24 protein-coding genes, 1 tRNA gene and 1 other RNA gene are annotated in these 24997 nt (G+C 66.1%); 12 read left to right on the plus strand and 14 right to left on the minus strand.

Annotated elements, in window-relative coordinates:
- Position 1 precedes the first annotated feature (1 nt).
- Positions 2 to 271 carry a metal-sensitive transcriptional regulator gene (locus tag NL241_RS01590; RefSeq protein WP_494398455.1) on the minus strand — a complete coding sequence of 90 codons (270 nt, stop codon included), beginning with the start codon at positions 269 to 271 and terminating at the stop codon, positions 2 to 4.
- Positions 272 to 412: 141 nt separating this feature from the next.
- Positions 413 to 997, minus strand: a complete 585-nt coding sequence (locus tag NL241_RS01595; RefSeq protein WP_139308437.1) for a rhodanese-like domain-containing protein — start codon at positions 995 to 997, stop codon at positions 413 to 415.
- 177 nt (positions 998 to 1174) lie between these two features.
- Between NL241_RS01595 and NL241_RS01600 the strand changes: the two genes are divergently transcribed.
- From NL241_RS01600 to NL241_RS01620, 5 genes are all read left to right on the plus strand, one after another.
- Positions 1175 to 2554 carry an MBL fold metallo-hydrolase gene (locus NL241_RS01600; RefSeq protein ID WP_494396589.1) on the plus strand — a complete coding sequence of 460 codons (1380 nt, stop codon included), beginning with the start codon at positions 1175 to 1177 and terminating at the stop codon, positions 2552 to 2554.
- 28 nt (positions 2555 to 2582) lie between these two features.
- Entirely contained in the window at positions 2583 to 2756 is a 174-nt protein-coding gene (locus tag NL241_RS01605) for a DUF8730 family Cys-rich protein (RefSeq protein WP_487250808.1), read from the plus strand.
- A 10-nt stretch (positions 2757 to 2766) separates the two neighbouring features.
- A complete protein-coding gene (locus NL241_RS01610; protein ID WP_494396590.1) occupies positions 2767 to 3540 on the plus strand; it encodes a sulfite exporter TauE/SafE family protein in 774 nt (257 codons plus the stop codon).
- 17 nt (positions 3541 to 3557) lie between these two features.
- Entirely contained in the window at positions 3558 to 4907 is a 1350-nt protein-coding gene (locus NL241_RS01615) for an MBL fold metallo-hydrolase (RefSeq protein WP_073680408.1), read from the plus strand.
- A gap of 230 nt (positions 4908 to 5137) precedes the next feature.
- The gene (locus NL241_RS01620; protein WP_494398456.1) at positions 5138 to 5830 is read left to right on the plus strand and encodes a peroxiredoxin; all 693 of its coding nucleotides are present in this window, start codon (positions 5138 to 5140) and stop codon (positions 5828 to 5830) included.
- A 225-nt stretch (positions 5831 to 6055) separates the two neighbouring features.
- Here NL241_RS01620 and NL241_RS01625 read toward each other — a convergent pair whose 3' ends face one another.
- The 3 genes from NL241_RS01625 to NL241_RS01635 are packed head-to-tail and all read right to left on the minus strand — an operon-like array spanning position 6056 to position 10804.
- Complete coding sequence (locus NL241_RS01625) at positions 6056 to 7123, minus strand: ATP-dependent DNA ligase (protein WP_494396591.1); 1068 nt, start codon at positions 7121 to 7123, stop codon at positions 6056 to 6058.
- Between the two features lie 4 nt (positions 7124 to 7127).
- Positions 7128 to 9641 carry a tyrosine-type recombinase/integrase gene (locus tag NL241_RS01630; protein WP_232100411.1) on the minus strand — a complete coding sequence of 838 codons (2514 nt, stop codon included), beginning with the start codon at positions 9639 to 9641 and terminating at the stop codon, positions 7128 to 7130.
- Positions 9638 to 10804 (minus strand): tyrosine-type recombinase/integrase, encoded by a 1167-nt coding sequence (locus NL241_RS01635; RefSeq protein WP_494396592.1) that lies wholly within the window; start codon positions 10802 to 10804, stop codon positions 9638 to 9640. Before NL241_RS01635 ends, NL241_RS01630 begins: the two co-directional genes overlap by 4 nt.
- Here NL241_RS01635 and NL241_RS01640 point away from each other — a divergent pair.
- A complete protein-coding gene (locus NL241_RS01640; protein ID WP_494398457.1) occupies positions 10749 to 11855 on the plus strand; it encodes an ATP-dependent DNA ligase in 1107 nt (368 codons plus the stop codon). The two genes, NL241_RS01635 and NL241_RS01640, sit on opposite strands and share 56 nt — an antisense overlap.
- Position 11856: 1 nt before the next feature.
- Positions 11857 to 12909 (plus strand): non-homologous end-joining DNA ligase, encoded by a 1053-nt coding sequence (gene ligD, locus NL241_RS01645; protein WP_494396593.1) that lies wholly within the window; start codon positions 11857 to 11859, stop codon positions 12907 to 12909.
- Between the two features lie 31 nt (positions 12910 to 12940).
- Here ligD and NL241_RS01650 read toward each other — a convergent pair whose 3' ends face one another.
- Positions 12941 to 13114 (minus strand): hypothetical protein, encoded by a 174-nt coding sequence (locus NL241_RS01650; protein ID WP_487693800.1) that lies wholly within the window; start codon positions 13112 to 13114, stop codon positions 12941 to 12943.
- Between the two features lie 3 nt (positions 13115 to 13117).
- Between NL241_RS01650 and NL241_RS01655 the strand changes: the two genes are divergently transcribed.
- The gene (locus tag NL241_RS01655; RefSeq protein ID WP_487693802.1) at positions 13118 to 13774 is read left to right on the plus strand and encodes a sigma-70 family RNA polymerase sigma factor; all 657 of its coding nucleotides are present in this window, start codon (positions 13118 to 13120) and stop codon (positions 13772 to 13774) included.
- A 51-nt stretch (positions 13775 to 13825) separates the two neighbouring features.
- Here the strand turns inward: NL241_RS01655 and NL241_RS01660 are convergent, their stop codons facing one another.
- The 5 genes from NL241_RS01660 to NL241_RS01680 all read right to left on the minus strand — a co-directional run bounded on the left by NL241_RS01660 (position 13826) and on the right by NL241_RS01680 (position 17440).
- Positions 13826 to 14125: a hypothetical protein gene (locus tag NL241_RS01660; protein WP_487693803.1), complete on the minus strand. Its 300-nt coding sequence runs from the start codon at positions 14123 to 14125 to the stop codon at positions 13826 to 13828.
- 229 nt (positions 14126 to 14354) lie between these two features.
- Positions 14355 to 15389: a S1C family serine protease gene (locus NL241_RS01665; RefSeq protein WP_487693804.1), complete on the minus strand. Its 1035-nt coding sequence runs from the start codon at positions 15387 to 15389 to the stop codon at positions 14355 to 14357.
- A 77-nt stretch (positions 15390 to 15466) separates the two neighbouring features.
- Positions 15467 to 16528, minus strand: coding sequence for an NAD(P)H-dependent amine dehydrogenase family protein (locus NL241_RS01670; protein ID WP_487693805.1), 1062 nt, complete (start codon positions 16526 to 16528; stop codon positions 15467 to 15469).
- A gap of 51 nt (positions 16529 to 16579) precedes the next feature.
- On the minus strand, positions 16580 to 17290 hold the full coding sequence (lucA, locus tag NL241_RS01675) for a lipid uptake coordinator LucA (protein WP_487693806.1): 711 nt from the start codon (positions 17288 to 17290) through the stop codon (positions 16580 to 16582).
- 64 nt (positions 17291 to 17354) lie between these two features.
- A tRNA-Ser gene (locus NL241_RS01680) sits at positions 17355 to 17440 on the minus strand.
- A gap of 115 nt (positions 17441 to 17555) precedes the next feature.
- On the opposite strand from NL241_RS01680, the gene ffs reads away from it, so the two are divergent.
- The 3 genes from ffs to NL241_RS01695 all read left to right on the plus strand — a co-directional run bounded on the left by ffs (position 17556) and on the right by NL241_RS01695 (position 20993).
- Positions 17556 to 17650: signal recognition particle sRNA small type (gene ffs / locus NL241_RS01685), an RNA gene on the plus strand.
- 27 nt (positions 17651 to 17677) lie between these two features.
- Entirely contained in the window at positions 17678 to 18967 is a 1290-nt protein-coding gene (locus NL241_RS01690) for an aspartate aminotransferase type Ic (RefSeq protein WP_494396594.1), read from the plus strand.
- Between the two features lie 88 nt (positions 18968 to 19055).
- Positions 19056 to 20993, plus strand: a complete 1938-nt coding sequence (locus NL241_RS01695; protein ID WP_494396595.1) for a DNA polymerase III subunits gamma/tau — start codon at positions 19056 to 19058, stop codon at positions 20991 to 20993.
- A gap of 28 nt (positions 20994 to 21021) precedes the next feature.
- Here NL241_RS01695 and NL241_RS01700 read toward each other — a convergent pair whose 3' ends face one another.
- Together NL241_RS01700 and NL241_RS01705 are read right to left on the minus strand one after the other, a co-directional pair.
- Positions 21022 to 22335, minus strand: a complete 1314-nt coding sequence (locus NL241_RS01700; RefSeq protein WP_494396596.1) for a class I SAM-dependent methyltransferase — start codon at positions 22333 to 22335, stop codon at positions 21022 to 21024.
- The gene (locus tag NL241_RS01705; protein WP_494396597.1) at positions 22332 to 23711 is read right to left on the minus strand and encodes an FAD-binding oxidoreductase; all 1380 of its coding nucleotides are present in this window, start codon (positions 23709 to 23711) and stop codon (positions 22332 to 22334) included. The genes NL241_RS01700 and NL241_RS01705 overlap by 4 nt, the downstream gene beginning before the upstream one ends.
- Before the next feature lie 88 nt (positions 23712 to 23799).
- Here NL241_RS01705 and NL241_RS01710 point away from each other — a divergent pair, with 88 nt between their 5' ends.
- Positions 23800 to 24237 (plus strand): SRPBCC family protein, encoded by a 438-nt coding sequence (locus tag NL241_RS01710; RefSeq protein ID WP_494396598.1) that lies wholly within the window; start codon positions 23800 to 23802, stop codon positions 24235 to 24237.
- Here NL241_RS01710 and NL241_RS01715 read toward each other — a convergent pair.
- The gene (locus NL241_RS01715) at positions 24234 to 24977 is read right to left on the minus strand and encodes an Rv3717 family N-acetylmuramoyl-L-alanine amidase (protein WP_487693967.1); all 744 of its coding nucleotides are present in this window, start codon (positions 24975 to 24977) and stop codon (positions 24234 to 24236) included. The two genes, NL241_RS01710 and NL241_RS01715, sit on opposite strands and share 4 nt — an antisense overlap.
- Between the last annotated feature and the right edge of the window lie 20 nt (positions 24978 to 24997).

The following is a 24997-nucleotide window of genomic DNA, read 5'->3' on the forward strand; positions in this document are numbered from 1 at the left end:
CTTAGGCGAGTGCGAGGAACAACTTCTCCAGTTCCGCTTCGGTCATGGGCTTGTCGGTGCCGGCTTGTTCTCCGGTGACGCATTCCCGCAATCCGGTGGCCACAATCTTGAAGCCGGCGCGGTCGAGTGCGCGGGAAACGGCGGCCAGTTGGGTCACGACGTCTTTGCACTCGCGCCCTTGTTCGATCATCGAGATGACTCCGGCCAGCTGGCCTTGTGCGCGGCGCAGTCGATTCAGGACTGCGCTGATTGCCTCTTCGTCGCCAACCATCATGATCCCTTTCGTCGCCGCTATGCAGAGATTACCCGAGGGGGTATCCCCTGTGTCTGGTCAACGACACCGCCGCCATTGAGATTCCCGAGGCGGCAGCCGCGTATCGACGTGTGGTGTGCAGTCGTGGTTGCGGTCGTATCACCTGGGGGTCTGCGATGCGGGCGCCAGCTGGTTGACGATGTCCTTAGCGTCGCAGGTGGTGCCAGCGCGGTTGTATGGCAACCGGGCCAGCAGCATTCCCATGGCGCAGGTGTTGGTCAGCGCAGCGATGGTGAGGCCGGTACCGATGGCGAAGGCGACCCATTCGAGGTAGGGAATGAATGCGCCGGCCAGCACGCTCAGTGCGACGATCAGCCCGGCGATCAGACGCACTTGGCGTTCCAACTCCCAGCGCTGTCTGCCGCGGTTGAGTGCGAACCCACCGGCCTGCCAGCCGGAGATCCCGCCGTTCAGGATCCAGACGTTTGTCAGCCCAGCGTTACGCAGCGATTCCTCAGCCTGGGCAGCACGCTGACCGGAGCGGCAGATCAGCACCACCGGCTGGTCGAGGTGGCCGGCGATGTCGTCGCGGTGCTCGCGCAGCAGGTCGAGGGGAACGTTGTAGGCGCCACTGATGTGTCGAGTCTCGAACTCCGCAGGTGTTCGGACGTCAATGAGGCGGGGCGGATTGGTCGACGAGAGCTGATCGTGCAGCGCTGCGGCGTCGATCGTGGCGGGTGGCATCAAGTGTGGTTCCATCGGGTCGTTTGACGCATACCTCTGGGGGTATGTTCTGGTGAACCGTAGCATACCCAGCAGGGTATCTAACCCGGGTTGGAATAAATACCCCTAGGGGTATCGTAGAACTGTTCAGCGGGCCATTGCGAAGAGCGCCCGACAACGCAGTGAAAGGAGCTGGCGATGATCTTGGAGCAGTACTACATCGAGTGTCTGTCGCACGCCTCGTATCTGATCGGTGATGAGACCACCGGCCGCGCGGTGGTCGTCGATCCGCGGCGCGACATCGGCGACTATCTCGATGACGCGCACAAATTCGGGCTGACCATCGACGGGGTGATCAACACCCACTTCCACGCCGACTTTGTCTCCGGGCACCTGGAATTGGTGGACGCGACCGGCGCGTGGATCGGTTTCGGCGAGGCCGCTGAGACCGACTATCCGATCCGCCGGCTCTCCGACGGAGAGCATCTGTCGCTGGGTGAGGTGGATCTGGAGATCCTGTCGACCCCGGGACACACCTGGGAATCGATCAGTGTGCTGGTCCGCGAGCACCCCGGCGCGGAGCCGGTGGCGGTACTGACTGGTGACTCGCTGTTCATCGGCGACGTCGGCCGCCCGGATCTGGTCAACCTCGGTGACGGCTCAAGCGCCGACCTGGCTCGCGCGATGTACCGCACACTGCATGACAAGCTCATGACCTTGCCGGATGCCGTGACGGTGATGCCGGCTCACGGGGCCGGTTCGTCATGTGGGAAGAATTTGTCCACCGAACTGACCTCCACCATCGCGGAGCAGCGGGTGAGCAACCCGTCAGTGCAGCCGATGCACGAGGACGCGTTCGTCGCAATGCTCACCGCGGGCCAGCCTGCCGCGCCGGCGTACTTCGCCTCCGACGCAGCGATGAACAAGCGGGTGCACCCCCTGCTGCAGACCGATCGCCGCGTGCCCGAGATGACGCCCCAGCAGATCCGTGCCGCGCTCGACGCGGGTGTGTGGGTGCTCGACGCCCGCACCGTCGAAGACTTCGCCGCCGGGCACCTACGAGGCACGGTCAACGTCGGCTTCGACGGCCGGTTCGCCGAAACCGGGGGCATGGTGGCCGACATCGGCGGGCAGATCGCCCTGATCACCTACCCTGGTGATGAGCAGCAGGCGGCGTTGCGACTGGCGCGTATCGGCTCCGATGACGCGATCGGCTACCTCACCGTCGGCCGCGACGGACAATTTCCCACAGAACTCGCCGACCTCGTGCAAGCCGCACCCCGCACCACCGTCACCGAACTCGACGAACTGCTCGCCGACGACGCGGTGACGCTGATCGACATCCGCAACCCCGGTGAACGCGAGAGCGGCGCCATCCCCCACTCGCTGCACATCCCGCTGGCCCAGTTGCGTCTGCGCCTCGCAGAGGTGCCGACCGACAAGCCGATCATCGTGCACTGCGCGGGTGGCTGGCGTTCCAGCGTGGCCGCATCGTTGTTGCGCGCCAACGACATTGCGCAGGTGTCCGACCTGCTCGGGGGATACAACGCCTGGGCCGACGCCCACGCCGCAGTCTGACCCGGACCTATCACGGAAGGAGTTCAATATGTGTTACGCCGTTGACTGCCGGGTGTGCGGCAAGGTGACCTGGGATGGCTGCGGCCACCACGTCGAGGACGTCATGGGCTCGGTATCCGCCGCGCGACAGTGTCGATGCACACAGCGAACGGGAACGCCGCAAGGGTTTGCCGCCATGTTGCGCCAACGGTGGAACGGGTAGGGGAACCGTCATGGCGATCACGATCGGCCTGGCACTGGGAGCGCTGATCGGCGTGCTGCTGGGTCTGCTCGGCGGCGGGGGATCCATCCTCGCCGTCCCGGCGCTGGTCTACGGGATGGGCTTCACCATGGAGCAGGCGATCCCGATTTCGTTGATCGTGGTCGCCGCAGCGTCGGCGGTCGGGGTGCTCCCCAAGATCCGAGCCAAACAAGTGCGGTGGCGCATGGCGGGCATCTTCGCCGCCGCCGGGATACCCGCCACGATCGCCGGCAGCGCCCTTAGCTCCCACCTACCCCAGCCAGTACTGATGATCGGATTCGCGGCCGTCATGGTCCTCGCGGGCATCCGCATGCTCGCCGACCAGGGCGCCAACGGAACCGCCTGCGAGGTGCGCTCCGGCCAGGTCAACTGGCGCCGCTGCGCACCCCGCTCGATCGGTGCCGGACTGTTGGTCGGGTTGCTCACCGGACTATTCGGTGTCGGCGGCGGATTCCTCATCATCCCGGCACTGGTCGTGGTGCTCGGCGTCGAAATGCCGACCGCCATCGGCACCTCGCTGTTGATCATCATCGCCAACTCCATCGCCGGCATCGCCTCTCACCTAGGCGGCATCACCGTCGACTGGTGGGTCACCGGCGCCTTCGTCGCCGCCGCGATGGCTACCTCACTGGTCGCCGGATACTTCGGCACCAAAACCGACACCACCCGTCTGCAGCGCTGGTTCGCCTACCTGGTCTTCGCCGTCGCCGCCTACGTGCTCGTCGACACCCTCATCCTCCACTGAACCCACGAAGGAGCAACATGGACGTCTCAATCATCGAAACCTCCGGACTCGGTGACCGCAGCTACCTGGTCACCCACCACGGCATCGCGGTCGTGGTCGATCCGCAACGCGACATCGACCGCATACTCAACCTCGCGGAGAAGCGCGAGGTCCGCATCACCCACGTGCTGGAAACCCACCTGCACAACGACTACGTCACCGGAGGGCTCGAACTGTCCCGCACCGTCGGCGCCGACTACGCAGTGCCGGCAGGCGATGACGTCGACTACGACCGACGCGCGGTCACCGACGGCGACATCATCGACGCCGGGCCGATTCACCTCGAGGTCCTGCACACCCCTGGCCACACCCACCACCACGTCAGCTACGTGCTGCGCGACGACACCGGCACCGTCCACGGTGTGTTCACCGGCGGCTCGATGCTCTACGGCACCACCGGACGCACCGACCTCATCGGGCCCGACGAAACCGAGGGACTTTCACACGCCCAATACCACTCGGTCCACAAACTCGCCGACCGCCTGCCGCCCGACACCCCGATCTACCCGACCCACGGCTTCGGCAGCTTCTGCTCGGCCACACCCGCCTCCGGAGACTCCTCGACCATCGCCGAACAACGCAGCACCAACCCGGCACTGACCCAAGACGAACAAAGCTTCGTCGACGAACTGCTCGCAGGACTATCGGCCTACCCCGCCTACTACGCCCACATGGGCGTCATCAACCGCGAAGGTCCCGCACCGGTAGACCTCACACCACCGGCGATCGTCGACCCCACCGAGCTGCGCCGCCGAATCGACGCCGGCGAATGGGTCGTCGACCTGCGCACCCGGACCGCGTTCGCCGCTGGACACCTGCCCGGCACCGTGGGTTTCGAGCTATCCGGATCGTTCGTCAGCTACTTCGGCTGGCTCTACGACTGGGGCGCACCGATCACCGTGATCGGTGATTCGGCCGAACACGTCGCCGACGCCAAACGCGAACTGGTGCGCATCGGCGTCGACCGGCTCACCGGCGCTGCCACCGACTCCATCGATGCACTCGCTGGCGGCAGCCGGCTCGCTTCCTACCCGGTCGCCGATTTCACTGATCTCGCAGGGAAAGTCGGCTCCGAATCGGTGTCCGTCCTAGACGTACGACAAACCCACGAATACGACAAAGAGCACATCCCCGGCGCAACCAACATTCCCCTGCACGAACTGCCGAACCGGCTCGACGACATGCCCGCCGGGCCGGTATGGGTCCACTGCGGATCGGGCTACCGCGCCTCCATCGCAACGTCGCTCCTGGACCGCGCCGGCATAGAGGTCGTTTTGATCGATGACACGTTCGCCAAAGCCGGGGAGCTGGGCCTGACCGCGAAGTAACCGCGTAGCCCGACCGAAGTTCACCCGGCGGCAGGCGGTCATATACAACGCCACCGGCCATAGCCGTCGGGATGAGGTCCGGGCCTGCTGCCAACGTCGAAACTGCGCGGCAGCGTCAGCATCGTCTGGAATATACCCCCAGGGGTATGCAGTTGAACTCTATGTCATACAACCGCTACGAAAGGAATTCCATGTCAACCGTTTCCGGAGACACCGCCCCTATGGCGACGATGCCGCGCATCGGCGATCCTGCACCGGCATTCCGGGCGAAGACCACCCAGGGTGACATCAACTTCCCCGCTGACTACGCCGGCAAGTGGGTGATCCTGTTCTCCCACCCAGCGGACTTCACTCCCGTATGCACAAGCGAATTCATCACATTCGCGTCAATGCAGAAGGAGTTCGCCGCCTACAACACCGAGCTGGTCGGGCTCTCGGTGGACGGGCTGTACAGCCACATCGCCTGGCTGCGCACCATCAAGGACAAGATCGCCTTCAACGACATGCGCAACGTCGAGGTGACCTTTCCACTCATCGAGGACGTCTCGATGGAGGTCGCCGGCAAGTACGGAATGATCATGCCGGGCGAGGATTCAACGAAAGCCGTCCGAGCCGTGTTCGTGATCGACCCGACCGGAACCGTGCGAACCATCATCTACTACCCCCTCTCGCTCGGCCGCAACTTCGACGAATTGCTCCGCGTCGTCAAAGCGCTCCAGACAGCAGACCGGTTCGACGTCGCGACCCCCGCCGACTGGCGCCCCGGCGACCGCGTGATCGTGCCCACCGCAGGCTCGTGCGGAACCGCCAAAGAAAGAATGGACGAGCGTGTCAAGGGCGTGGAATGTGAAGACTGGTTCTTCTGCACGAGACAACTGCCCGCTACCGAGGTCGAGTCCGCAATACGTCGCCACGAATCGTGAGCGGACGGAGCCTTAAGCAAGCAATGAGGTTCCACCTGCCGGCAGTTGCTGACTCCGCCGTGATGACCCCGAACCGTGGCCCGGCCACGGCCATGGTTCGGGGGTGGTTGCAGCAAATGAACTCACGTTGCGGTCAGAGTGCTCAGCCTGCAACGGAATCGGCTACCCGCACACGATCGAACTCGTGACGCGTTAGAAGGTCGGCGTTTGGGTCGGGGCTGGTTCCTATGGGGCCAGCCCAGGGAGGATGTCACTCAAGTTGTACGCCAGGGGTAGCTCTAACTGCGCGTAGGTGCACGAGGCTGGGTCGCGGTCTTGCCGCCAGCGGTTGAATTGCGCGGTGTGGCGAAATCGTTCGCCTTCCATGTGGTCATAGCGCACCTCAACCACACGCTCAGGTCGCAACGGGACGAACGAGAGATCCTTGCCGGCGTTCCAACGTGAAGCCTCGTTCTTGCGCGGTGTACGGTCTCCAGCGTCGTGGGCTGCCCAGTTCCACGGGTGATTGTCGAAACTGGTTACCAATGGCTGCATTTCGATGAACAACTGTCGCCGCGTAGCCATCGGAAACGCCCCAATCACACCCACCGACGAGAGGGTGCCGCCATCGGTATAGAGGCCCAACAATAGGGAGCCGATCGCATCGTCGCTGGATTTATGTACGCGATAACCAGCGATGACACAGTCCGCCGTCCGCTGATGCTTGACCTTGAACATCACCCGCTTGTCGGGCTGGTAGGTGCCCGTCAACGGTTTGGCGATCACCCCGTCGAGGCCGGCCCCCTCGAACTCTTCAAACCAGCGCTGAGCGGTCGCAAGGTCGGTGGTCGCTGGTGTGACATGGACCGAGGGACCGGAGTCGGTCAACGCATCAACGAGTGCTGCACGACGCTCGGTAAACGGCCGCCGGGTGTAGTCTGCATCTCCCAACACGAGGAGATCGAACGCTACGAACGACGCTGGGGTCTTCTCCGCGAGCAACCGCACCCGCGAGTCCGCCGGGTGGATGCGCTGCTGTAGCGCCTCGAAGTCCAATCCGTGGTCGGTGGCGATAACTATCTCGCCATCAATCACGCAACGCTCGGGCAGCTCGGCGATGACGGAGGCGACCAGTTCAGGAAAGTACCTGGTCAGGGGCCGCTCATTGCGACTTCCCAGCTCGACATCGGCGCCGTCACGAAAACAAATCGAGCGGAAGCCGTCCCACTTCGGCTCATAAGACGCACCGGGAGGGATCGTCGGCACCGACTTGGCCAACATCGGCGAGACCGGCGGCATAACGGGGAGCTTCATCGTCTCATTGTGGTCTCTGCGCGGCGAACGGGTTACCGCCGTGTGAAAGTCGTTGCTGCGCCTCGGTTTGTCGAACGCGTAGATGCTTGATGCTCTCTTCAAGGGCGGCGACCTCGCCGAGCCATGCCCGGTCCTTTGCCTCGATGAGGCGCTGTTCGGCGTTTTCGGTCATTTCGTTGATGCGGCCCAGTTGGGCGGGGTCGACGCGCAGAAAACGGCATCGCGTGCACGCGTGCTCATGGACGCAGGGCGTGCCATAGGGGCGGTGACACTCTCCGAGTGCGACGCGGCGCAGCAGGAAGTGCTCTTCGAAGTCGGCCCACTCGTCGTCGTCGGCGACCTTGGCCTCCTCGAAAGGTCGCAGTTGGCGACGGCGTTCGATGAATGCCTGGTGTGCCGCGACGATGTGCTCAGGGAACACCGCCGTGTAGCCGCGAGTCGTGTCGAGGTTGAGATGTCCGAGCAACGCCGCGGCGATGTGCAGCGGTAAGCCATTATTAACCGCGTCGGTGGCGAACAGGCGTCGGAAGTCGTGCGGGGTGAAGTGCACCGGTCGGCCAGCATCGGTCAACCCTGCGATCGTGGCGAGGTGGGTCAGGATCTGGCGCACGTAGTGCCGGCCCAGCACTTCATGGCGGGTGCCCAAGGGGCGCGCGAACAGGTGCGGGAAAGGTTCGCTGTGGACCTTGTCATTGGTGTCATAGGCGATCGACAGCGGCACGTAATCTTTACCGGCCTTGGCGCGGCGCAGTACCTCAAGCAGCACCGAGACCAATTCGGGAGTCATCGGGATGAGGCGCTCGCAGTCGGTCTTGGACGGCACGATGTGGAGCAATGGCACCAGCGTAGCCGTGGTGGAGGCGGTGTAGTGCCGCAGCGACAACTGGGTCAGTTCAAGAAGCTCCTCGATGCGAATACCGGTGTGGCGCAGAGTCTCAACAAGCGCCCAACCCCAAAAACCCTCCTCTTCGAGTGCTGTCACGTCGATGCGCTGAGCGCGGCCCCGGACCCATCCCGGCCGCTGCTGTCCGGGTGCCAGGTGCGCCCAAATCCGGGCGCGAGCGTCGCCGTCGCGCCGCAAGGGTGGGCAGTGCCGAAGAAATGTGGAGCCGTCGACGACGAACTCTTGGTCGTGCTCGCAGGCCAAGGCACGCTGTAGAAGCGTCGCGGTCCGGTCCTTGTGCGCGGTAGCCGCGGCCAGGAGTGCCGGCAGCAGCGGAGTCAGCATGCGGGTGCGATCCTGCATCGAGGCCTTCTGTCGCCGTTTCTGCTTGGCGGCCGCACGGCTGAGCGCCCGCGGTACTGGGCACGGCGCCACCCAGACACCCCAGCGGACGGGATCGTCGTGCGACCACTCGGCCAGATCGCGGTACATGCCGCGGATGGCGAACAGGATCGAGTGCACTTCGCGCCGGGGGCGGCCGTCGACGGTTACCGACAACCGTTCCCGCCAGGCCGTCGCAACCTCGGCCGAAATCGCCAGGTCGGCCTGGTCGGGGTTGATTTGCAGGATCTCCCACCAGAACAATCGGGCCAGGCGATAGGCGAGGCCCTCCAGGGAGCTGTAGTCCATGTTCGGCTGTAGCTCCTCGAGGTAACCCACAAGCAGGTCGCGCACCCCTGAAGCAGGGATGCCGTAGCGGTCGACCAACGTCGCGGCGCTGTGCTGGCGTGTGTTGCCGCGCGCCGACCACGTTGCCCGCAGCGTCGGTGCCTCCTCGGCCAAGGGACCGAGGGCAACCAGCAACTCCCAGATGAGGTGCTCGCGGCGCTGCCGTCCCGAGGTGCGGACCACGTCTGCGTAGAACAGCAAATCATCGCCGCACAGCTGTTCGATGTCCTTTCCGGTGCGAATCATCACCCGCGCCAGTGCTTTTTCCGCGTCGGCCTGGTACTTGGGCACCGCGTCCTGGTAGGCGGGCAGCTTACGCAGCCGTTCCAAGGCCGGCCCGCCGTTGCGGTCGAGGAATCTGCCGAGAGCTACCCGCTGCCTGGAATCCAGCATCCAACTGTAGGACGGCCGCAGTACTCGCACCTCAAGTAATGCGTTGAGGGCATTGAGCGTGGGTGACCAGTGGTCGTAGTGCGGCAATGCATCATGCTCGAACCAGGTGCGGGGCGCGGCGTCGTAACCGCTTGCGAGCCAACGCTGCTCCCACGTCTGCCCTGCATATTGAGCCAGCACACCCAGCAGAGCCTGCGTTCCCCGAATCATCGGCTGAAGCTGTTGGGGTGGCAGCGTCCGATGGTGCTCGGTTACGACGTCGCACAACTCGGTAATGGTGCGGTGTTGCATCGCCGCACCGCGAGCGCCCTTTGGCAGCGGTGGCGGCTCATGGTTGGCGTCGTAGCCCGACAGGTGCCGTACCAGGCCGGCGGGGCCGAACCGGCTGTCTGCTGGGATCGCTTGCAGGTGCGGTGAATCGGGCCGTGACAACAGTTGGACCTGTGGGCTCATCGTACGGCGCGTCGCGGCGGCCTGCCGGCGTTGCGGTGACCGAGTGTCCTCGGTGCTCAAGTCGGCAGCCCCAATAGTTCTCGGACCGCCGCGGCGTCGTAGGCGGGTTCGATGGTCGCCATGCCCGCTTTCGGCCGGGCATGATGCTCCAAGACCTTGCCAATCAGGTCTTCCAGGCGAGGCTGGGTGTAGATCTGAGTGGTCGTCACGCTGGCATGCCGCAAGACGGTCTGCACATCGACCAGCGTGAACGCGGGATCAGCCAGCATCCGCGCAGCGGCGGTATGGCGAAAGTCGTGCAATGACCAGTTCGCGCCCAAGCTGGCATTGGCGCGGCGCAGCACCGCGCGCATGGCGTGGTAGTTCAGCGGTGCCGGGCGGGAGCGTCGGGTCCACCACACCGGGGCGCCAGGCCGCATAGGTGGTTGCTCGGCCAGGTAGAGCGCCAGCCACACGAACGAGTCCACCGAAGCCGGCACCGTCTCCCGCACGCGGCTTCCCTTACTGGTCACCGTGATTGTGTATCGGCCGGCATCCAGATCGCCGTGACGCAGGCCCAACAGCTCCGACGCGCGAACGCCTGAGGACAGATAGAAACTCACCAGCGCTCGGTCGCGGTGACTGCGCAGCGCGTTGAACAGAGCTGCGGCAGCATCATCAGGGATCGCCCGCCACGCCGGCCGGGGGGTCTTCTGCCGATAGTTCGCGCGCCGGAAGACCGCAAAGTCTTCCATCGGGTTGTGGTGAGCATGCGGCCGACCACCATGCCTAGCACGCTGTGCAGGAACTGGATTCACCAACGGACCCAGGTCGGCGGCACAGGCGTGTTCGTAGAACCCGAACAAGACCGACAGTTGATGATTGATGGTGCGAGGCGCGTACTTGCCCGACAACTCCGTCTTGCCGGTCACCGCGTTCACCGACCCCGGCAGCGGCGCATCCGCACGTCGGCGCAACCGCTGCGGATTGGGCACCGCCCGCAGGTGCTCGACGAACGCGCGGACGTCGACCCGTTCGGCTCGCTCCCAATCGATCAGGCGTTCGTGGAGGAACCGGAACCACCGCAGCAGGTCGAACGCGTAACTTCGAACTGTGAGTGGACTGCAATCCGACGCCGCCAGCTCCCGCAGGTACGACGTGGCACCCACGTGCTCGACATCGGGGAAGATCACCCGCCACGGCAGGCCGGACTCGGCTGACTCCACCCGTCCCAACTCGCCCATTACCGGATCCTCCGCCCGCTGCACCCACCCCACCGGCAGGCTCGCCGAAGTTCAGTCAACTAGACGGGCGCTGGTGTTCCGCGACGGTGACGAGGTGGCGCTGATCTCGCGCAGCGGCAAGGACCTCGGCCGGTACTTCCCGGAGATGGTGGACGCGCTGCGCGACGAGCTCGCCTCACGCTGCGTGCTCGACGGCGAGGTGGTGGTGCCCCGGGAGATCGACGGCCGGATCCGGCTGGACTGGGAATCCCTGAGTCAGCGCATCCACCCCGCCGAGAGCCGGATCAAGCTACTGGCCAAGGAAACCCCCGCCCATTTCATCGGGTTCGACGCGCTGGCCACCGGGGACCGGTCGCTGCTCCGGGAGCCGTTCCGGATGCGCCGGGAGACCCTGCTCGAGTCGGTGAACACCACGACCTGGTGTCACGTCACCCGCACCACCGAAGACCCGGACGTGGGACAACAGTGGCTGACCACCTTCGAAGGAGCCGGACTGGACGGCGTGATCGCCAAACGGCTCGACGGTGCTTACCTGCCCGGCAAACGGGAGATGGTGAAGATCAAACACGCGCGGGACGCCGACTGCGTGGCAATGGGATACCGCATCCACAAAAGCGGTGAGGGGGTGGGGTCGATTCTGCTGGGCCTCTACCGCGATGACGGTGAGCTCCAGATGGTGGGCGGCGCGGCGTCGTTCTCGGTGAAGGACCGGGTGAAGCTGCTCGCCGATCTCGAGCCGCTGCGCGAGGGCGACGAGGTGCGTGAAGGCGATCCCAGCCGTTGGAATTCCGCGGCCGACAAGCGCTGGATCCCGGTGCGGCCGGAGAAGGTCGCGGAGGTGGCCTACGACCAGATGGAGGGCAGCTCAGGGGCGAGCGGAGCGATGGGGGATTCAGCTCGGGCTGGCCGGCGGTTCCGGCACGCGGTGAAGTTCCGCCGGTGGCGCCCCGACCGGGACCCCGCGAGTTGCACGTTCGGGCAGCTCGATGTGCCGCTGAACTATGACCTCTACGATGTCCTTGAAAAAGGCGACGGTCTGGAGAAATCCTGAAATGGCGACTGCTGCACAAGAATTGGATGTCGACGGGGTCAAGGTCCGGCTCACCAGCCCGGACAAGCCGTACTTCCCCGAGCTCGGGTCCGACGGCCTGAAAGCGAGTCTGGTCCAGTACTACCGGGCGGTGTCGCTGGCCGGGCCGATGATGCACACGCTGCGTGACAGGCCCACCCACCTGCAGCGCTTCCCCGACGGCATCGACGGTGAGGAGATCTACCAGAAGCGGGTGCCACAGAAACACCCCGACTATCTGCAGACCTGCCAGGTCACCTTCCCGTCCGGCCGCACCGCGGACGCGCTCAAGATCACCCACCCGTCGGCCATCGTGTGGGCCGCGCAGATGGGCACCGTGACGTTTCACCCGTGGCAGGTGCGCTGCCCCGACGTCGAGCATCCGGACGAACTGCGCATCGACCTGGACCCCCAGCCCGGCACCGGCTTCGTCGAGGCCCGCACAGTGGCCTGCGAGGTGCTCAAGCCGCTCTTGGACGAGTTGGGTTTGGCCGGTTACGCCAAGACCTCCGGCGGCAGGGGGGTACACGTGTACCTCCGCATCGCCGCGGAATGGGATTTCATCGCCGTCCGGCGGGCCGGTATCGCCCTGGCGCGCGAGCTCGAGCGTCGTGCCCCGGATCTCGTCACCACCTCGTGGTGGAAAGAAAACCGGGGTCAGCGCATCTTCATCGACTTCAACCAGAACGCCCGTGACCGCACCATGGCCTCGCCGTACTCGGTACGACGGACCCCGATCGCCACGGTGTCGACGCCGCTGTCCTGGGCGGACCTGGCCGACGCCGACCCGGATGACTACACCATGGCAACGGTGCCCGATCTCGTTGCGAGCCGGGATGATCCGTGGGCGGCCATGGAAGAGACAGTCCAGTCACTGCAGCCGCTGCTGGACATGGTGGCCGCCGACGAGGAGCGCGGCCTCGGCGACATGCCGTACCCGCCCAGTTACCCGAAGATGCCGGGGGAGCCGCCACGGGTGCAGCCGAGCAAGAAAGTCGCCGAGCACTGGGACGAGGACGGCAATCGGCGTACGTGAGCAAGTCCGGCCTCGCCGGTATAGGTGGAATTCACCGTAGCGAGCCCCGATGCCGCGCCCGGCCACGGTCGGGTCGGTAACGGTCGGCGACGGTATGGGTGGCTTTCACCGACGCGAAGGTGCCGCCGTCGCTGCGAATCTGGTGGTACGGAAAACGGCGGGCCAATCCGGCCTCGCCCGCCCGCACCACCGGACCAAGGGGCACACCATGCGATGTATCACCGTCTTGAAGGCGAACACCGACAACGACACCAACACCCTCGACGAGACCGACGCCGAAACAGCGGCGCGTTTCGAGCGCGAGGTGGTTCCGTTCCTGGACCAGCTCTACGGCGGGGCCATGCGCATGACCCGGCAGCGTGCCGACGCCGAAGACCTCGTGCAGGAGACCATGATCCGGGCCTACCGAGGCTTCCGGACTTTCGAGCAGGGAACGAATCTGAAGAGCTGGCTCTTCCGCATTCAGACCAATGCCTACATCAACAGCTACCGCAAACAGGAGCGGCGGCCCGTCGAATTGCCCACCGGCGAACTGACCGACCGGCAGTCGGCCGCCGCCGAATGTTCGACCAGAGCACTGTGCTCGGCGGAGATGCAGGTGTTGGAGTCGTTGCCCGACCATGACATCTCGAACGCCATGAACGCACTGCCGCAGGAGTTTCGGATGGCGGTGTATTACGCCGACGTCGAGGGATTCACCTACAAGCAGATCAGCGACATCATGGGTACGCCGCTGGGCACTGTCATGTCCCGGATCCATCGCGGCCGGGCCCAGCTGCGTGAGCTGTTGGCCACCGTCGCGGCTGACCGCGGGTACTTCCGCGACCGGCAGGTCCGCGAGAGCCGCACGCTCGCCGCGGTGTGAACGCAAAGACGGCACCCCATCGCTGGGGTGCCGTCCTCAGTGGTGTTGGTGTCAGCGCACGTTCACGTAGATGGTGCGGGTGCTGACGGGCACGGAGTAGTCGCTGCTGCTGCCGTCCGCGGCGACGTTGTGGGTGAAGGCCGGGCCCTCGCCGACGGAGACCACAGTGGCCTCACTCAGGGGGGCCATGCTCATGCGGTTCACGACCACCTTGTAGCCCTGGCTCTCCAGGCTGGCGATGGTGTCCTGGGCGTTGCCCGCGGTGGGGGCGGCCAGTGCGGGGGCGGCGAGACCCAGCGCTCCGGCGGTCAGAGCGGTAGCGGCGATGGTGGCGAATCCGAGGTTCTTCATGGTGTTCTTCTCTCTGCGCGGTTCGATTGTCGTCGCGGTTCGGGAGGGGAGCCGATCCGTTATGACTGGTCCAACCAGCAGGGCTGCGGAATTGATTTCCGCTGGCAGAGATTTACCGCAGGGTGGCAGGAAGTAGTCGGTCTGCTGCACTGACTTCGCTGAAAATTCCCGTCCGCGACGGTGATTCAGAACTCAGACGGCTGAGCCCTGTGTCGATCGCCGCGCCGGCTCAGCTGGTGGCGCCGCTGGTGAGAACGGTGCGGCCCACCCGCTCGATACCGGCGCGGTCCCGCCACACCACCTCGATGTTGTTGCCCGGGTACCGCTGATCCAGCACGCCGGTCAACGCGTTGGCCGAGGTGATCGGCACGCCGTCGATGCGCAGCAGAGTGTCGCCGGGGCGCAGGCCGGTCAGATCGGCCGGGCCGCCGCGCAACACCGACTGGATCGGTAGTCCGTCACCCTCTTCGACCGCGTTCACGCCGACGCCCAGAATCGCCGAGGGCCCGATGTGCACCTCGGCCGTGCCCTGGCCGGACCGGATCTGGTTCACGATGCCCAGCGCGTCGTTGATCGGGATGGCGTAGCCCTGCCCACCCGGGGTGGACTCACCGTTGAGCCGGAAGTTGTAGGTGGCGGCGGCGTTGAGGCCGACCACCTGGCCGGCGCCATTGACCAGCGCGCCGCCCGAGTCACCGGAACGCAGGTTCGTCGATGACTCGATCAGGTTGTCGAGGCTGTGCGAGCTGCCGGTCAGCTCGTCCTCGGCGTTGATGGTCTCGCCCAGTGCGGTGACCGCGCCCTGCTCGCGAGTCAGGGGGTTGCCGGTGCCGTTGGCGTTGCCCAGTGTCGTGACGGGCTCGCCCACCCGCAGGTTCGCCGAGTCGCCCAGCGGGGCGGGGATCAGGCCGGAGGCACCGCGCAACTGGATCAGTGCGACGTCGTCATTGCGGTCGTAGCCCAGCACGTCGGCGTCGTAGGTCTGGCCGTTGCTCAGTGTCAGCGCCCGGATGGAGTCGGCGCCCTGGATCACGTGGTGATTGGTGAGCACCACGCCCTCGGGCGTCAGGACGATGCCCGTGCCGTTGCCGACGATGCCCTGGAAATCGACCCGGGTGGAGATCTGCACCAGGCTGTTCTCGATGGGCGCCGGCTCGGCGTGCGCGACAGCGCCGCCGCCCAGCGGGACGACGAGCGCCATCAGGACAGCACTGATCAGCCCCAGCAGGAAGCGGGCACGAAGACGTGGTCGGTACGCGGCCATTACTTGCCTCTCGGGCCAGGGGATCGATTCGTTACGTGACCATATTGCCTGGCAGCCCCGAGCAGAAACGCGAGCAGCTACCGCGGCACCACCCCGCGGGGCAGGATCAGCGGCAAATCGTTGTAGGTGACGATGCCGGGTGTCGCGGCCACCACGGCCGGGATGGCGTTCAGCGGAGGGGTGGCCGTCATGATGTGCCCGAGCACCATGAACTCCTCCAAGGTCGTCGCCTCGAAGTCCGGCGGCGGCAGGAAACCGACCTTCATCGTCACGGTCGGCCGGCCGGCAACCTCGATCACCCAGCCGTCCTGATCGATCTTCCAGTCGGGCTCGAGCGTCTGTCCCTTGCGCCACCGGACATTGATCTCGACTCGCGTCTCACCCGCGACGATCCCCTTCCAGCTGGCGTACACCCCGGCCACACACCCCGCGCCGATGGTCCACGAACCCAGATCCAGATCCGCGGTGGTCTGCGCGTACTCGGCATCACAGCGCACCTCGTCGAGTTCGATGCCGAGTGCGTCCGCGACCATCCGCACCGCCTCGCCGAACACCCCGGTGCCATGCGCGGTCATCGCGGGCAACTCGGGATCGTCGATGGGCCGGCCGAAACCGACGGGCTTCTCGGTGGCCGGGGAATCGTAGAACGTGGTGTCGGCCGCCTCGTTGACGGTGATCCGATCCACTCGGTCGCAGATACCTGCGGCCACCACCGACAGCTGATTGACGTAACCGGGACTGATGCCCGAGCCGAACATGGTGGCACCGCCGCGTTCGCACGCTTCGGCGATTCTGGCGCGGCCCTCACCTTGGTTGTGGCCGGTGATGAACGACGCGGTGGCCACCACGTTGATGCCCGCGGACAGGATGCGGACCAGTTCGTCGACGTCGATCCACATCGGGTTGTAGACCACGACGTCCGGTTTGAGCGCCAAGAGGGCGTCGATGTCGTTGGTCGCGGTGACCCCGAGCGGTTCGATACCGGCGAGCTCGCCGACGTCGCGGCCCACTTTGTCCTGTGACCAGGCGTAGCAGCCGACGAGTTCGAGAGTGGGGTTCTTGGCGATCGCCGCTACCGAGCTCTTGCCGACGTTGCCTGTCGTCCATTGGACGACGCGATAAGACGATGTGTTGAGCACTCGCTCAGCATAGGGAGGCCCGATCTGTCGCGGGCGTGAATTCCGGGGATGTCAGTCTTCGGAAACGGCCACGCCGCCGGAGCGGCCCCGGCTCTTGCCGGACGGGCGACGGTTCCGCAACCGACCACCCGCGGCGGCGGGTTCTGCTTCCGGCTCGTCTGCGCTCTCTCCCGCGGGAGTGTCCTCGACCGAGACCTCGGCCGGGCTGTCCTCGGCGGTCTCGTCTGCCGGCTTGTCCTCGACGGCTTCCTCGGCCGGAGTCTCCTCGTCGTCGGAGACGGCCTCGTCGGCCTTCGCCGTCTTCGCCTTCTTCGGCTTGAGGGGTTTCGGTGGAGGTGGCGGCGTCTCGGCGACGAACGCCAGATAGAAGGCCGCGGCGCCGAGCACGGCGATGGCCGCGGCGGCGCCGTACACGCCGAACAGCCACTGACCGGCGGATTCCAGCGTCACCCAGATCTCGGTGACGGCGGTCCCGACGATCAGCACACCGGCCAGCACATGGCCCACGACCGACCAGACCCGCAGCGTCAGCGCGAGCTGCGGGGTGCCGAACTCCGGCTTACGGGCCTTGACGAGGTTGAGTGCCACCGGCAGGGCGGTCAGCCCGATCAGGACCCCGGTGATGATGCGCAGGGTGGTTCCCACGGTGTGGGAGACATCGCCCATGAGTTCCCACCAACGCGGCAGGACGAAGACGAAGTACAGAATCGCGGCGAGAAGGAAAGACAGTGCATGCCATGACACAGCGATCCCGCGGCGCATACCCCTCCTTGGGTTGGGTTCCGGGGTGCCGCCCTCTGCGGGTCGACACCCCGGAACCGAAGTGCGGAGGATAGGGGATTTGAACCCCTGAGGGCTGTTAACCCAACCCGCGTTCCAGGCGAGCGCCATAGGCCACTAGGCGAATCCTCCGTCGGTCATGGTAACCGAGTCACCCCCGAAGGCCAGAATCGTTGACGTGCGCGCAGGTCGGAGGCCTTCCGGCAGCAGTGTGGTCAGCCGGCGCTCCGCTGGGTATTACACTCTCTACGGACCCCGCGCGGCGTCTATCCTGTGAACTCCCCCAGGGCCGGAAGGCAGCAAGGGTCAATGGGCTCTGGCGGGTGCGCGGGGTCCCCTTCATGTTCACCCCGCCGTGAAAGGCCCCAGGTGTCGTTCCTTTCCCTCGGCCGCGACGAGTTGGTTGCCGAGCACGAGCAGCAGCAGCGCAACTACGCCGAACTGCAAGCCAAGAAGCTGACCCTGGATCTGACCCGCGGCAAGCCGTCCCCGAATCAGCTCGACCTCTCCGATGCGCTGCTCGCCCTGCCCGGCGCGGGTGCCTACCGCGACGGCGAAGGCACCGACACCCGCAATTACGGCGGTCTGCACGGCCTGCCCGAGCTGCGGGCCATCTTCGGTGAGCTGCTCGGTATCCCGGTTCAGAATCTGATCGCCGGCAACAATGCCAGCCTCGAAATGATGCACGACGTCGTGGTGTTCTCGTTGCTCCACGGTGCGGTCGATTCGCCCCGGCCCTGGATCGAGGACCTGCGAGACGGCGGCGTGAAGTTCCTGTGCCCCTCGCCGGGCTATGACCGGCACTTCGCCATCACCGAGACCATGGGCATCGAACTGGTTCCCGTCCCGATGCGCGAGGATGGACCCGACGTCGACCTGATCGAAGAACTGGTCGCCGTCGACCCCGCGATCAAGGGCATGTGGTGCGTCCCGGTGTACTCCAATCCCACCGGCGCGGTGTACTCCTGGGAGGTGGTCCGGCGTCTGGTGCAGATGCGCACGGCCGCACCGGATTTCCGGCTGTTCTGGGACAACGCGTATGCGGTGCACACCCTCACCCATGATTTCCTGCGTCAGGTCGACGTGCTCGGGCTGGCGGCCACGGCCGGCAACCCCAACCGTCCATATGTGTTCGCCTCGACGTCGAAGATCACCTTCGCCGGTGCCGGCGTCAGCTTCTTCGGTGGTTCCCTGGGCAACATCGCCTGGTACCTGCAGTACGCGGCCAAGAAGACCATCGGCCCGGACAAGGTGAACCAGCTGCGCCACCTCAAGTTCTTCGGTGACGCCGACGGGGTGCGGTTGCACATGCAGAAGCATCAGCAGCTCCTGGCGCCGAAATTCGCACTCGTGGCCGAGATCCTCGACGACCGACTCGGCGACTCCAAGGTGGCGTCCTGGACCGACCCCAAGGGCGGGTACTTCGTCAGCCTCGACGTGCTTCCCGGCACCGCCAAGCGGACCATCGCGCTGGCCAAAGACGCCGGGATCGCGGTGACCGAGGCGGGTGCGGCGTTCCCGTACCGAAAAGACCCGGACGACAAGAACATTCGCATCGCACCGACCTTCCCCTCGGAACCGGAACTGCGGGATGCGATCGACGGACTGGCGACCTGCACCCTGTTGGCGGCCACCGAGTCGCTGCTGGCCCGTGACTAGCCCGGTCGCCGATGCGGCGACGAAGGAGCCGGGGAGGCAGGGCCGGTCTACGACTGAACTAGTCGGACCCTCTAGGTAGCCTGCTTCCGTGGCTCTCTATCGCAAATACCGACCGGCGACGTTCGCCGAGGTGGTGGGGCAGGAACACGTCACCGCACCACTGTCCGTGGCGCTGGAGGCCGGCCGCATCAACCACGCCTATCTGTTCTCCGGTCCGCGAGGCTGCGGTAAGACGTCCTCGGCGCGCATCCTTGCGCGCTCGCTGAACTGTGTCGAGGGGCCGACGCCCACGCCGTGCGGGGTGTGTGACTCATGCGTCGCGCTGGCCCCCAACGGGCCCGGCAACGTCGACGTCGTGGAACTCGACGCGGCCAGCCACGGCGGTGTGGACGACACCCGCGAACTCCGGGACCGCGCGTTCTACGCCCCGGCCCAGTCGCGCTACCGCATCTTCATCATCGACGAAGCGCACATGGTCACCACGGCGGGCTTCAACGCGCTGCTCAAGATCGTCGAGGAACCGCCGGAACACCTGATTTTCGTCTTCGCCACCACCGAACCGGAAAAGGTGCTGCCCACCATCCGGTCGCGCACCCACCACTATCCGTTCCGGCTGCTGGCACCGCGCACCATGCGCACCCTGATCGAATCCATCTGCGCCAGCGAGAGCGTCGATGTGGACGACGCGGTGTATCCGCTGGTGATTCGGGCCGGAGGTGGTTCGCCTCGTGACACCCTCAGCGTGCTGGATCAGCTGCTGGCCGGTGCCGAAGGCAACCGCGTCGTCTACCAGCGGGCGCTGTCTCTGCTGGGAGCCACCGACGTCGCGCTGATCGACGACGCGGTCGAGGCGTTGGCCGCCAATGATTCCGCTGCGCTGTTCGGTGCGGTCGAATCGGTGATCGACGCCGGCCACGACCCCCGTCGGTTCGCCACCGACCTGCTGGAGCGCTTCCGCGATCTCATTGTGCTGCAAGCGGTTCCCGACGCCGCCGCCCGCGGGGTGGTGGATGCGCCGGAGGACGAGCTGGAGAAGATGCGCTCGCAGGCCGACCGGATCGGTACCGCGACGCTGACCCGGTACGCCGAAGTGGTGCACGCAGGTCTGGGCGAGATGCGCGGGGCCACCGCGCCCAGGCTGCTTCTCGAGGTGGTGTGCGCGCGGCTGCTGCTGCCCTCGGCCAGCGACACCGAGGCCGCCCTACTGCAACGGGTGGAACGCATCGAAACCCGGCTCGACATGTCCATTCCCGCCGGTGAGGCCGCAGTGGGACAGCCCGCCGCGCCCAGCGGGCGGCAGTTCGTGCGCAAGAGTGCGCAAGCCGAAACGCCGGCGCCGGCCCCCGAGCCCACACCCGCGCCAGTCGCCCCACCAGCGGCAGTCGCACCACCCGCGCCGGCTCCGCCCGTCGCCCCGCCGCCGGTCCGTCGGCCCGAACCCGAGTCCGTCGCCCCGGCAGCACCGGTCGAACCGCCGGCACCGGTGCCCACTCCGGCACCTACGCCGCCGGCACCCGCACCCACCCCGGCGCCTGCTCCCACGCCTGCGCCTGCCGCAGCATCGGTCGCCGGCGAACCCGACGCGGCTGCGGTCCGCAGCATGTGGACCACCGTGCGCGAGAAAGTCCGTCAGCGCAGCCGCACCACCGAGGTGATGCTGACCGGCGCAACCGTGCGGGCGGTCGACGGGGACACGCTGGTGCTGAGCCACGAGTCGGCGCCGCTGGCCAAGCGACTCTGCGAACAGCGCAACACCGACGTCATCCGTGAGGCCCTCAAGGACGCCCTCGGGGTGAACTGGCGGGTGCGGTGTGAACCGGGCGGGCCCGCGGGTGCGCCGGCGGCGCAGACCGCCGCGGCAGCGCCCGCGCCGGATCCCGTTGAGCAGCAGGCCGCCGAGCGCGCCGAAGAAGACGCCATGCTGGCTGAAGCCGCCGACTCGGTGTCGGTGCCGCGGCGCGACCCCGAAGAAGTGGCGTTGGAGCTACTGCAGAACGAGTTGGGCGCCCGCAAGATCGAGGGTTAGGCCGGTCGCCGAGGCGGCGACGAAGGACCTAGGCGGTCCACCACTGCCGCAGCGGCAGGCCGCCGTCGCTACCCTTGCCGTCGAGCTTGACCGCCAGAACCTGGTGCAGCTGCACCACATTCGATTCGAAGCCCAAACGAGATCCGGCCATGTACAGGCCCCAGACCTTGGCTGTCGGCAACCCGACCTCGGCAACCGCCTCATCCCAGTGTTCGACGAGGTTGCGGCACCAGTCGCGCAGGGTCATCGCATAGTGGTGGCGCAAGTTCTCCTCGTGCACCACTTCGAGCCCGACGTCCTGGGCGTCGGAAATGATGCGGCCCGAGCCGGTCAACTCACCGTCCGGGAACACGTAGCGGTCTATGAAACCGCCGGCAGCCGCCCCCGTTCTGTTGTCGGGCCGGGTGATGCAGTGGTTGAGCAGCAACCCGCCGGGGCGCAGTTTCGACTGCAGGAACCGGAAGTACGACGGGTAGTTGTGCACCCCGATGTGTTCGGTGAGCCCGATCGAGGACACCGCGTCGAACTGGGATTCCCGCACGTCGCGGTAATCGGTGTGACGCACCTCGGCCAGGTCCGCCAGACCCTCGTCGGCAATGGCCTTCTGCGCCCAGGCCGCCTGCTCGGCGGACAAGGTGGCGCCGATGACCTTGACGCCGTGCCGGGCCGCGTAGCGCACCATGCCGCCCCAGCCGCAGCCGACGTCCAGCAGTCGATCGCCGGGCTTGAGCCGCAGCTTCTCGAACACCAGGCGGTACTTGTTGTCCTGCGCCGCTTCCAGTGAGGCGTCGGCGTCGGGGTAGTAGGCGCACGTGTAGGTCATCGACGGGCCGAGCACCCACTCATAGAAGGCGTTCGACACGTCGTAGTGGTGGTGAATGGCCTCGGCATCACGAGTCTTGCTGTGCCGCAGCCCCTCTGCGACGCGCCGCCAGCGTGGCAGCGCCTCCTGCGGCGGCGGCGCGATGGGCTTGAGATGCTCGATGCCGATGGAGCGGACGATGGCGGCCAGCGTGCGGGCCGGGGGGAGCTTGAAGTTCAGCTTGTCGCTGAGTGCCTTGAGCAACGGATACGGATCACCGGGGTGCACGCCGCGGGCATCGAGGTCACCGGCGATGTAGGCGCGGGCCAGGCCCAGATCGCCGGGTGCGGTAGCCAGATAGGTGGTGCCCCGGGGGGTGAGCAGATCAAGCCCCAGGTCGGCGTTCTTTGGGCCCGCCGTGCTTCCGTCATAGGCGGTGAACTTCAAGGGGAGTTCGCCACCGGCGGTGAAAATCTCGAGGATCTCCGCCAACGTGAACTTGGCCGGCTTGGCCGGGGCAGGGTCTTTGAACAGCGTCATCGTCGTTGCACCGCCTTCGCATACAGATCGAGCAGCCGTGAATCTGGATCGTAGGTCTTCTTCACCGTCTTGTAGGCCTCGCCGCCGTACAAGTCGTCGAACTCATCCTCTGAGTAATAAGCGTCCGAGTACAGCGACTTATGCCCGTCCAGCGCGCTGACTTTCCGTTCGATCAGTTTGTTGGTGTACCCGATTTCGGGGCCGACGGGCACCGAGGACCAGAAGCCGACATTGACATAGGTGTGACCAGGACGGATCGGGTAGAGCGGCCAGCTCTCGGGGCCGCGTAACCGCAAGGGGCACAGCCAGATCGGTTCGATGGGTACTTCGGCAAGGAACCACTCGAGAAACTCGGCGGTGCGCTCGATGGGCACTTCGATGTCCTGTACCACCCTTTCGCGCGGTGGGCGGCCGTTTCGCTTCTCTATCCTGTCGGCGATGTCGAATCGCTGGTCGTACCCGATCAGCTTCCAGTAGAAGCTGCTTCGGCGGTAGCGGCGCGGCCACAACCGACGGATCCGGGGGTTCTGCGCGCCGAAAGCCCGTGAGCACCAGAACCAGTCGGTGTCCCAGCGCCACAGGTAGTCGTGAATGGTCAAACGGTCGTGCTTTTCCCCCGATTCGTGACGGATCGACTGATAGTAGATGTCGTTTCCTGTGTAATCGCTGACAGGACCCGGTGTGGCAGTTTGGATCCCGAGGATCAGGTAGGACTCGTCGGCGGTGAACACCACGCCGTCGAGGTAGTCCACCCGCGTGCCGTCGTGGCCGCCGGTCTCGACGATGCGGTCCATCTCCGACATCAGGTCCGTCAACGAGTGGAAACGCAGATGTTTGAGCGCGACGAACGGTTTGACCTGCTCCAGCTCGATGCGTAACCGAACCGAGTAACCAAGGGTGCCATACGAATTCGGGAACGCCCGGAAGAGGTCCGGATTCTGCTCGGGGGACGCGGTGAGGATCTCGCCGGTGCCGGTGAGGATGTCCATCTCCAGCACCGACTCATGCGGCAACCCGTTGCGGAACGACGTGGATTCGATCCCGAGCCCGGTGACGGCGCCGCCGAGGGTGATCGTCTTGAGTTGCGGCACCACCAACGGTGACAACCCGTACGGCAGCGTCGCCGCCACCAGGTCCTCGTAGGTGCACATACCGGCCACGTCGGCGGTGCGGGCCTCGGCGTCCACCGAGATGACCCCCGTCAGTCCCGAGGTGTCGAGACCGGGAGCGTCGCGCTTGGCGCGGGCCCGGAACAGATTGGACGTTGGTTTGGCGAGGCGGACGGTGGCGGTGGACGGGATGGCGCGGTAGCTAGCCAGTAACCGCTCGACGCCGGAAGCGTGAGCGGAACGTGCGTCGGCTACGGGAACAGACACGCATATACGCTAGTCCGGGACTACGGCCGATGCGACCGCACGGCTGTGCACCGAGCGTCACGATTTCGCGACAGAGGAGTTTTACCTGATGGGACAGGTCAGCGCGGCCAGCACGGTCCTGATCAACGCCACGCCGGAGGCGGTTCTGGCCGCCGTCGCCGACTACGAGAACGTCCGGCCGAAGATTCTCTCCGAGCACTACAGCGAGTACAAGGTGCTCGAAGGTGGGCACGGCGCGGGCACCGTCGTCACCTGGAAACTGCAGGCCACCAAGTCGCGCTCCCGTGTGGTGAAGGCCAGCGTCGACGTGGCCGGGCGCACCGTCATCGAGAAGGACGCCAACTCGTCTCTCATCACCAACTGGACGGTGGCTCCCGCGGGCACCGGCTCGACCGTCACCACCAAGACGTCGTGGACCGGCGCCGGCGGGGTCAAGGGCTTCTTCGAGAAGACGTTCGCGCCGCTGGGCCTCAAGAAGATCCAGGCCGAGGTGCTGGAGAACCTCAAGAAGCAGGTAGAGGGCTAGCCCGTCTGCAGGAACGCGACGACGCCGCGCACCACGGCGTCGGCGTACTTCTGCCGGCCCTCCGGGGTGGTGATCAGCGCCTTGTCGGCGGGGTTCTTCATGTTGCCCAGCTCGACCAGGATCGACGGGTACTGCGCCAGGTTGAGGCCGGCGATGTCGGAGCGCGGGTTCAGACCGCCCTGGCCGATGTAGTTCGACGGCGGGAGCCCTGAGGCCTGCAGCTGGTCGCGCATCAACTGCGCGAACCGGATCGAGGGACCGGCCTGCGCGTTGTTCAGCGGGGGCGACGAATACAGCACGTGGAACCCCCGGCCGGTGGCCGGTCCGCCGTCGGCGTGGATCGACACGATGGCATCGGGCTGCAACTGGTTGGCCATGGCGGCGCGTTCGTCGACGCAGGGCCCCAGCGCGTTGTCGTTGCCGCGGGACATCGCGGTGCGCACGCCGAGGGCGGTCAGCGCCTGCCGGACGCGCAGGGTGGTCTCCCAGGTGAACGAGTGCTCGGGGTAACCCTCATCGGTGGAAGTGCCGCTGGCCTGGCAATCCTTGGTGCCGCCTCGTCCGGTCGGCACCTGCCTGCTGATCGAGGCGTCGTTGGCGCCGTTGTGCCCCGGATCGAGAAAGACGATCTTGCCGGCGACGCCTGCGGGTAAGGCCGAAGCGGGGGACGCAGTGATCACGGACGCGGCGACGAGCACACCGGTGACCATCGCGGCCCCGACACGCAGACAGGCTGGCACTGGCACGGCGTCACCGTAGC

The sequence above is a fragment of the Mycolicibacterium sp. SMGY-1XX genome (genome assembly GCF_059132455.1).

Bases quoted from the DNA above. Each gene is read 5' to 3' on its own strand.
- NL241_RS01590 (WP_494398455.1), bottom strand. From the start codon at position 271: ATGGTTGGCGACGAAGAGGCAATCAGCGCAGTCCTGAATCGACTGCGC.
- NL241_RS01595 (WP_139308437.1), bottom strand. From the start codon at position 997: ATGCCACCCGCCACGATCGACGCCGCAGCGCTGCACGATCAGCTCTCG.
- NL241_RS01600 (WP_494396589.1), top strand. From the start codon at position 1,175: ATGATCTTGGAGCAGTACTACATCGAGTGTCTGTCGCACGCCTCGTAT.
- NL241_RS01605 (WP_487250808.1), top strand. From the start codon at position 2,583: ATGTGTTACGCCGTTGACTGCCGGGTGTGCGGCAAGGTGACCTGGGAT.
- NL241_RS01610 (WP_494396590.1), top strand. From the start codon at position 2,767: ATGGCGATCACGATCGGCCTGGCACTGGGAGCGCTGATCGGCGTGCTG.
- NL241_RS01615 (WP_073680408.1), top strand. From the start codon at position 3,558: ATGGACGTCTCAATCATCGAAACCTCCGGACTCGGTGACCGCAGCTAC.
- NL241_RS01620 (WP_494398456.1), top strand. From the start codon at position 5,138: ATGCCGCGCATCGGCGATCCTGCACCGGCATTCCGGGCGAAGACCACC.
- NL241_RS01625 (WP_494396591.1), bottom strand. From the start codon at position 7,123: ATGAAGCTCCCCGTTATGCCGCCGGTCTCGCCGATGTTGGCCAAGTCG.
- NL241_RS01635 (WP_494396592.1), bottom strand. From the start codon at position 10,804: ATGGGCGAGTTGGGACGGGTGGAGTCAGCCGAGTCCGGCCTGCCGTGG.
- ligD (WP_494396593.1), top strand. From the start codon at position 11,857: ATGGCGACTGCTGCACAAGAATTGGATGTCGACGGGGTCAAGGTCCGG.
- NL241_RS01655 (WP_487693802.1), top strand. From the start codon at position 13,118: ATGCGATGTATCACCGTCTTGAAGGCGAACACCGACAACGACACCAAC.
- NL241_RS01660 (WP_487693803.1), bottom strand. From the start codon at position 14,125: ATGAAGAACCTCGGATTCGCCACCATCGCCGCTACCGCTCTGACCGCC.
- NL241_RS01665 (WP_487693804.1), bottom strand. From the start codon at position 15,389: ATGGCCGCGTACCGACCACGTCTTCGTGCCCGCTTCCTGCTGGGGCTG.
- lucA (WP_487693806.1), bottom strand. From the start codon at position 17,290: ATGCGCCGCGGGATCGCTGTGTCATGGCATGCACTGTCTTTCCTTCTC.
- NL241_RS01700 (WP_494396596.1), bottom strand. From the start codon at position 22,335: ATGACGCTGTTCAAAGACCCTGCCCCGGCCAAGCCGGCCAAGTTCACG.
- NL241_RS01710 (WP_494396598.1), top strand. From the start codon at position 23,800: ATGGGACAGGTCAGCGCGGCCAGCACGGTCCTGATCAACGCCACGCCG.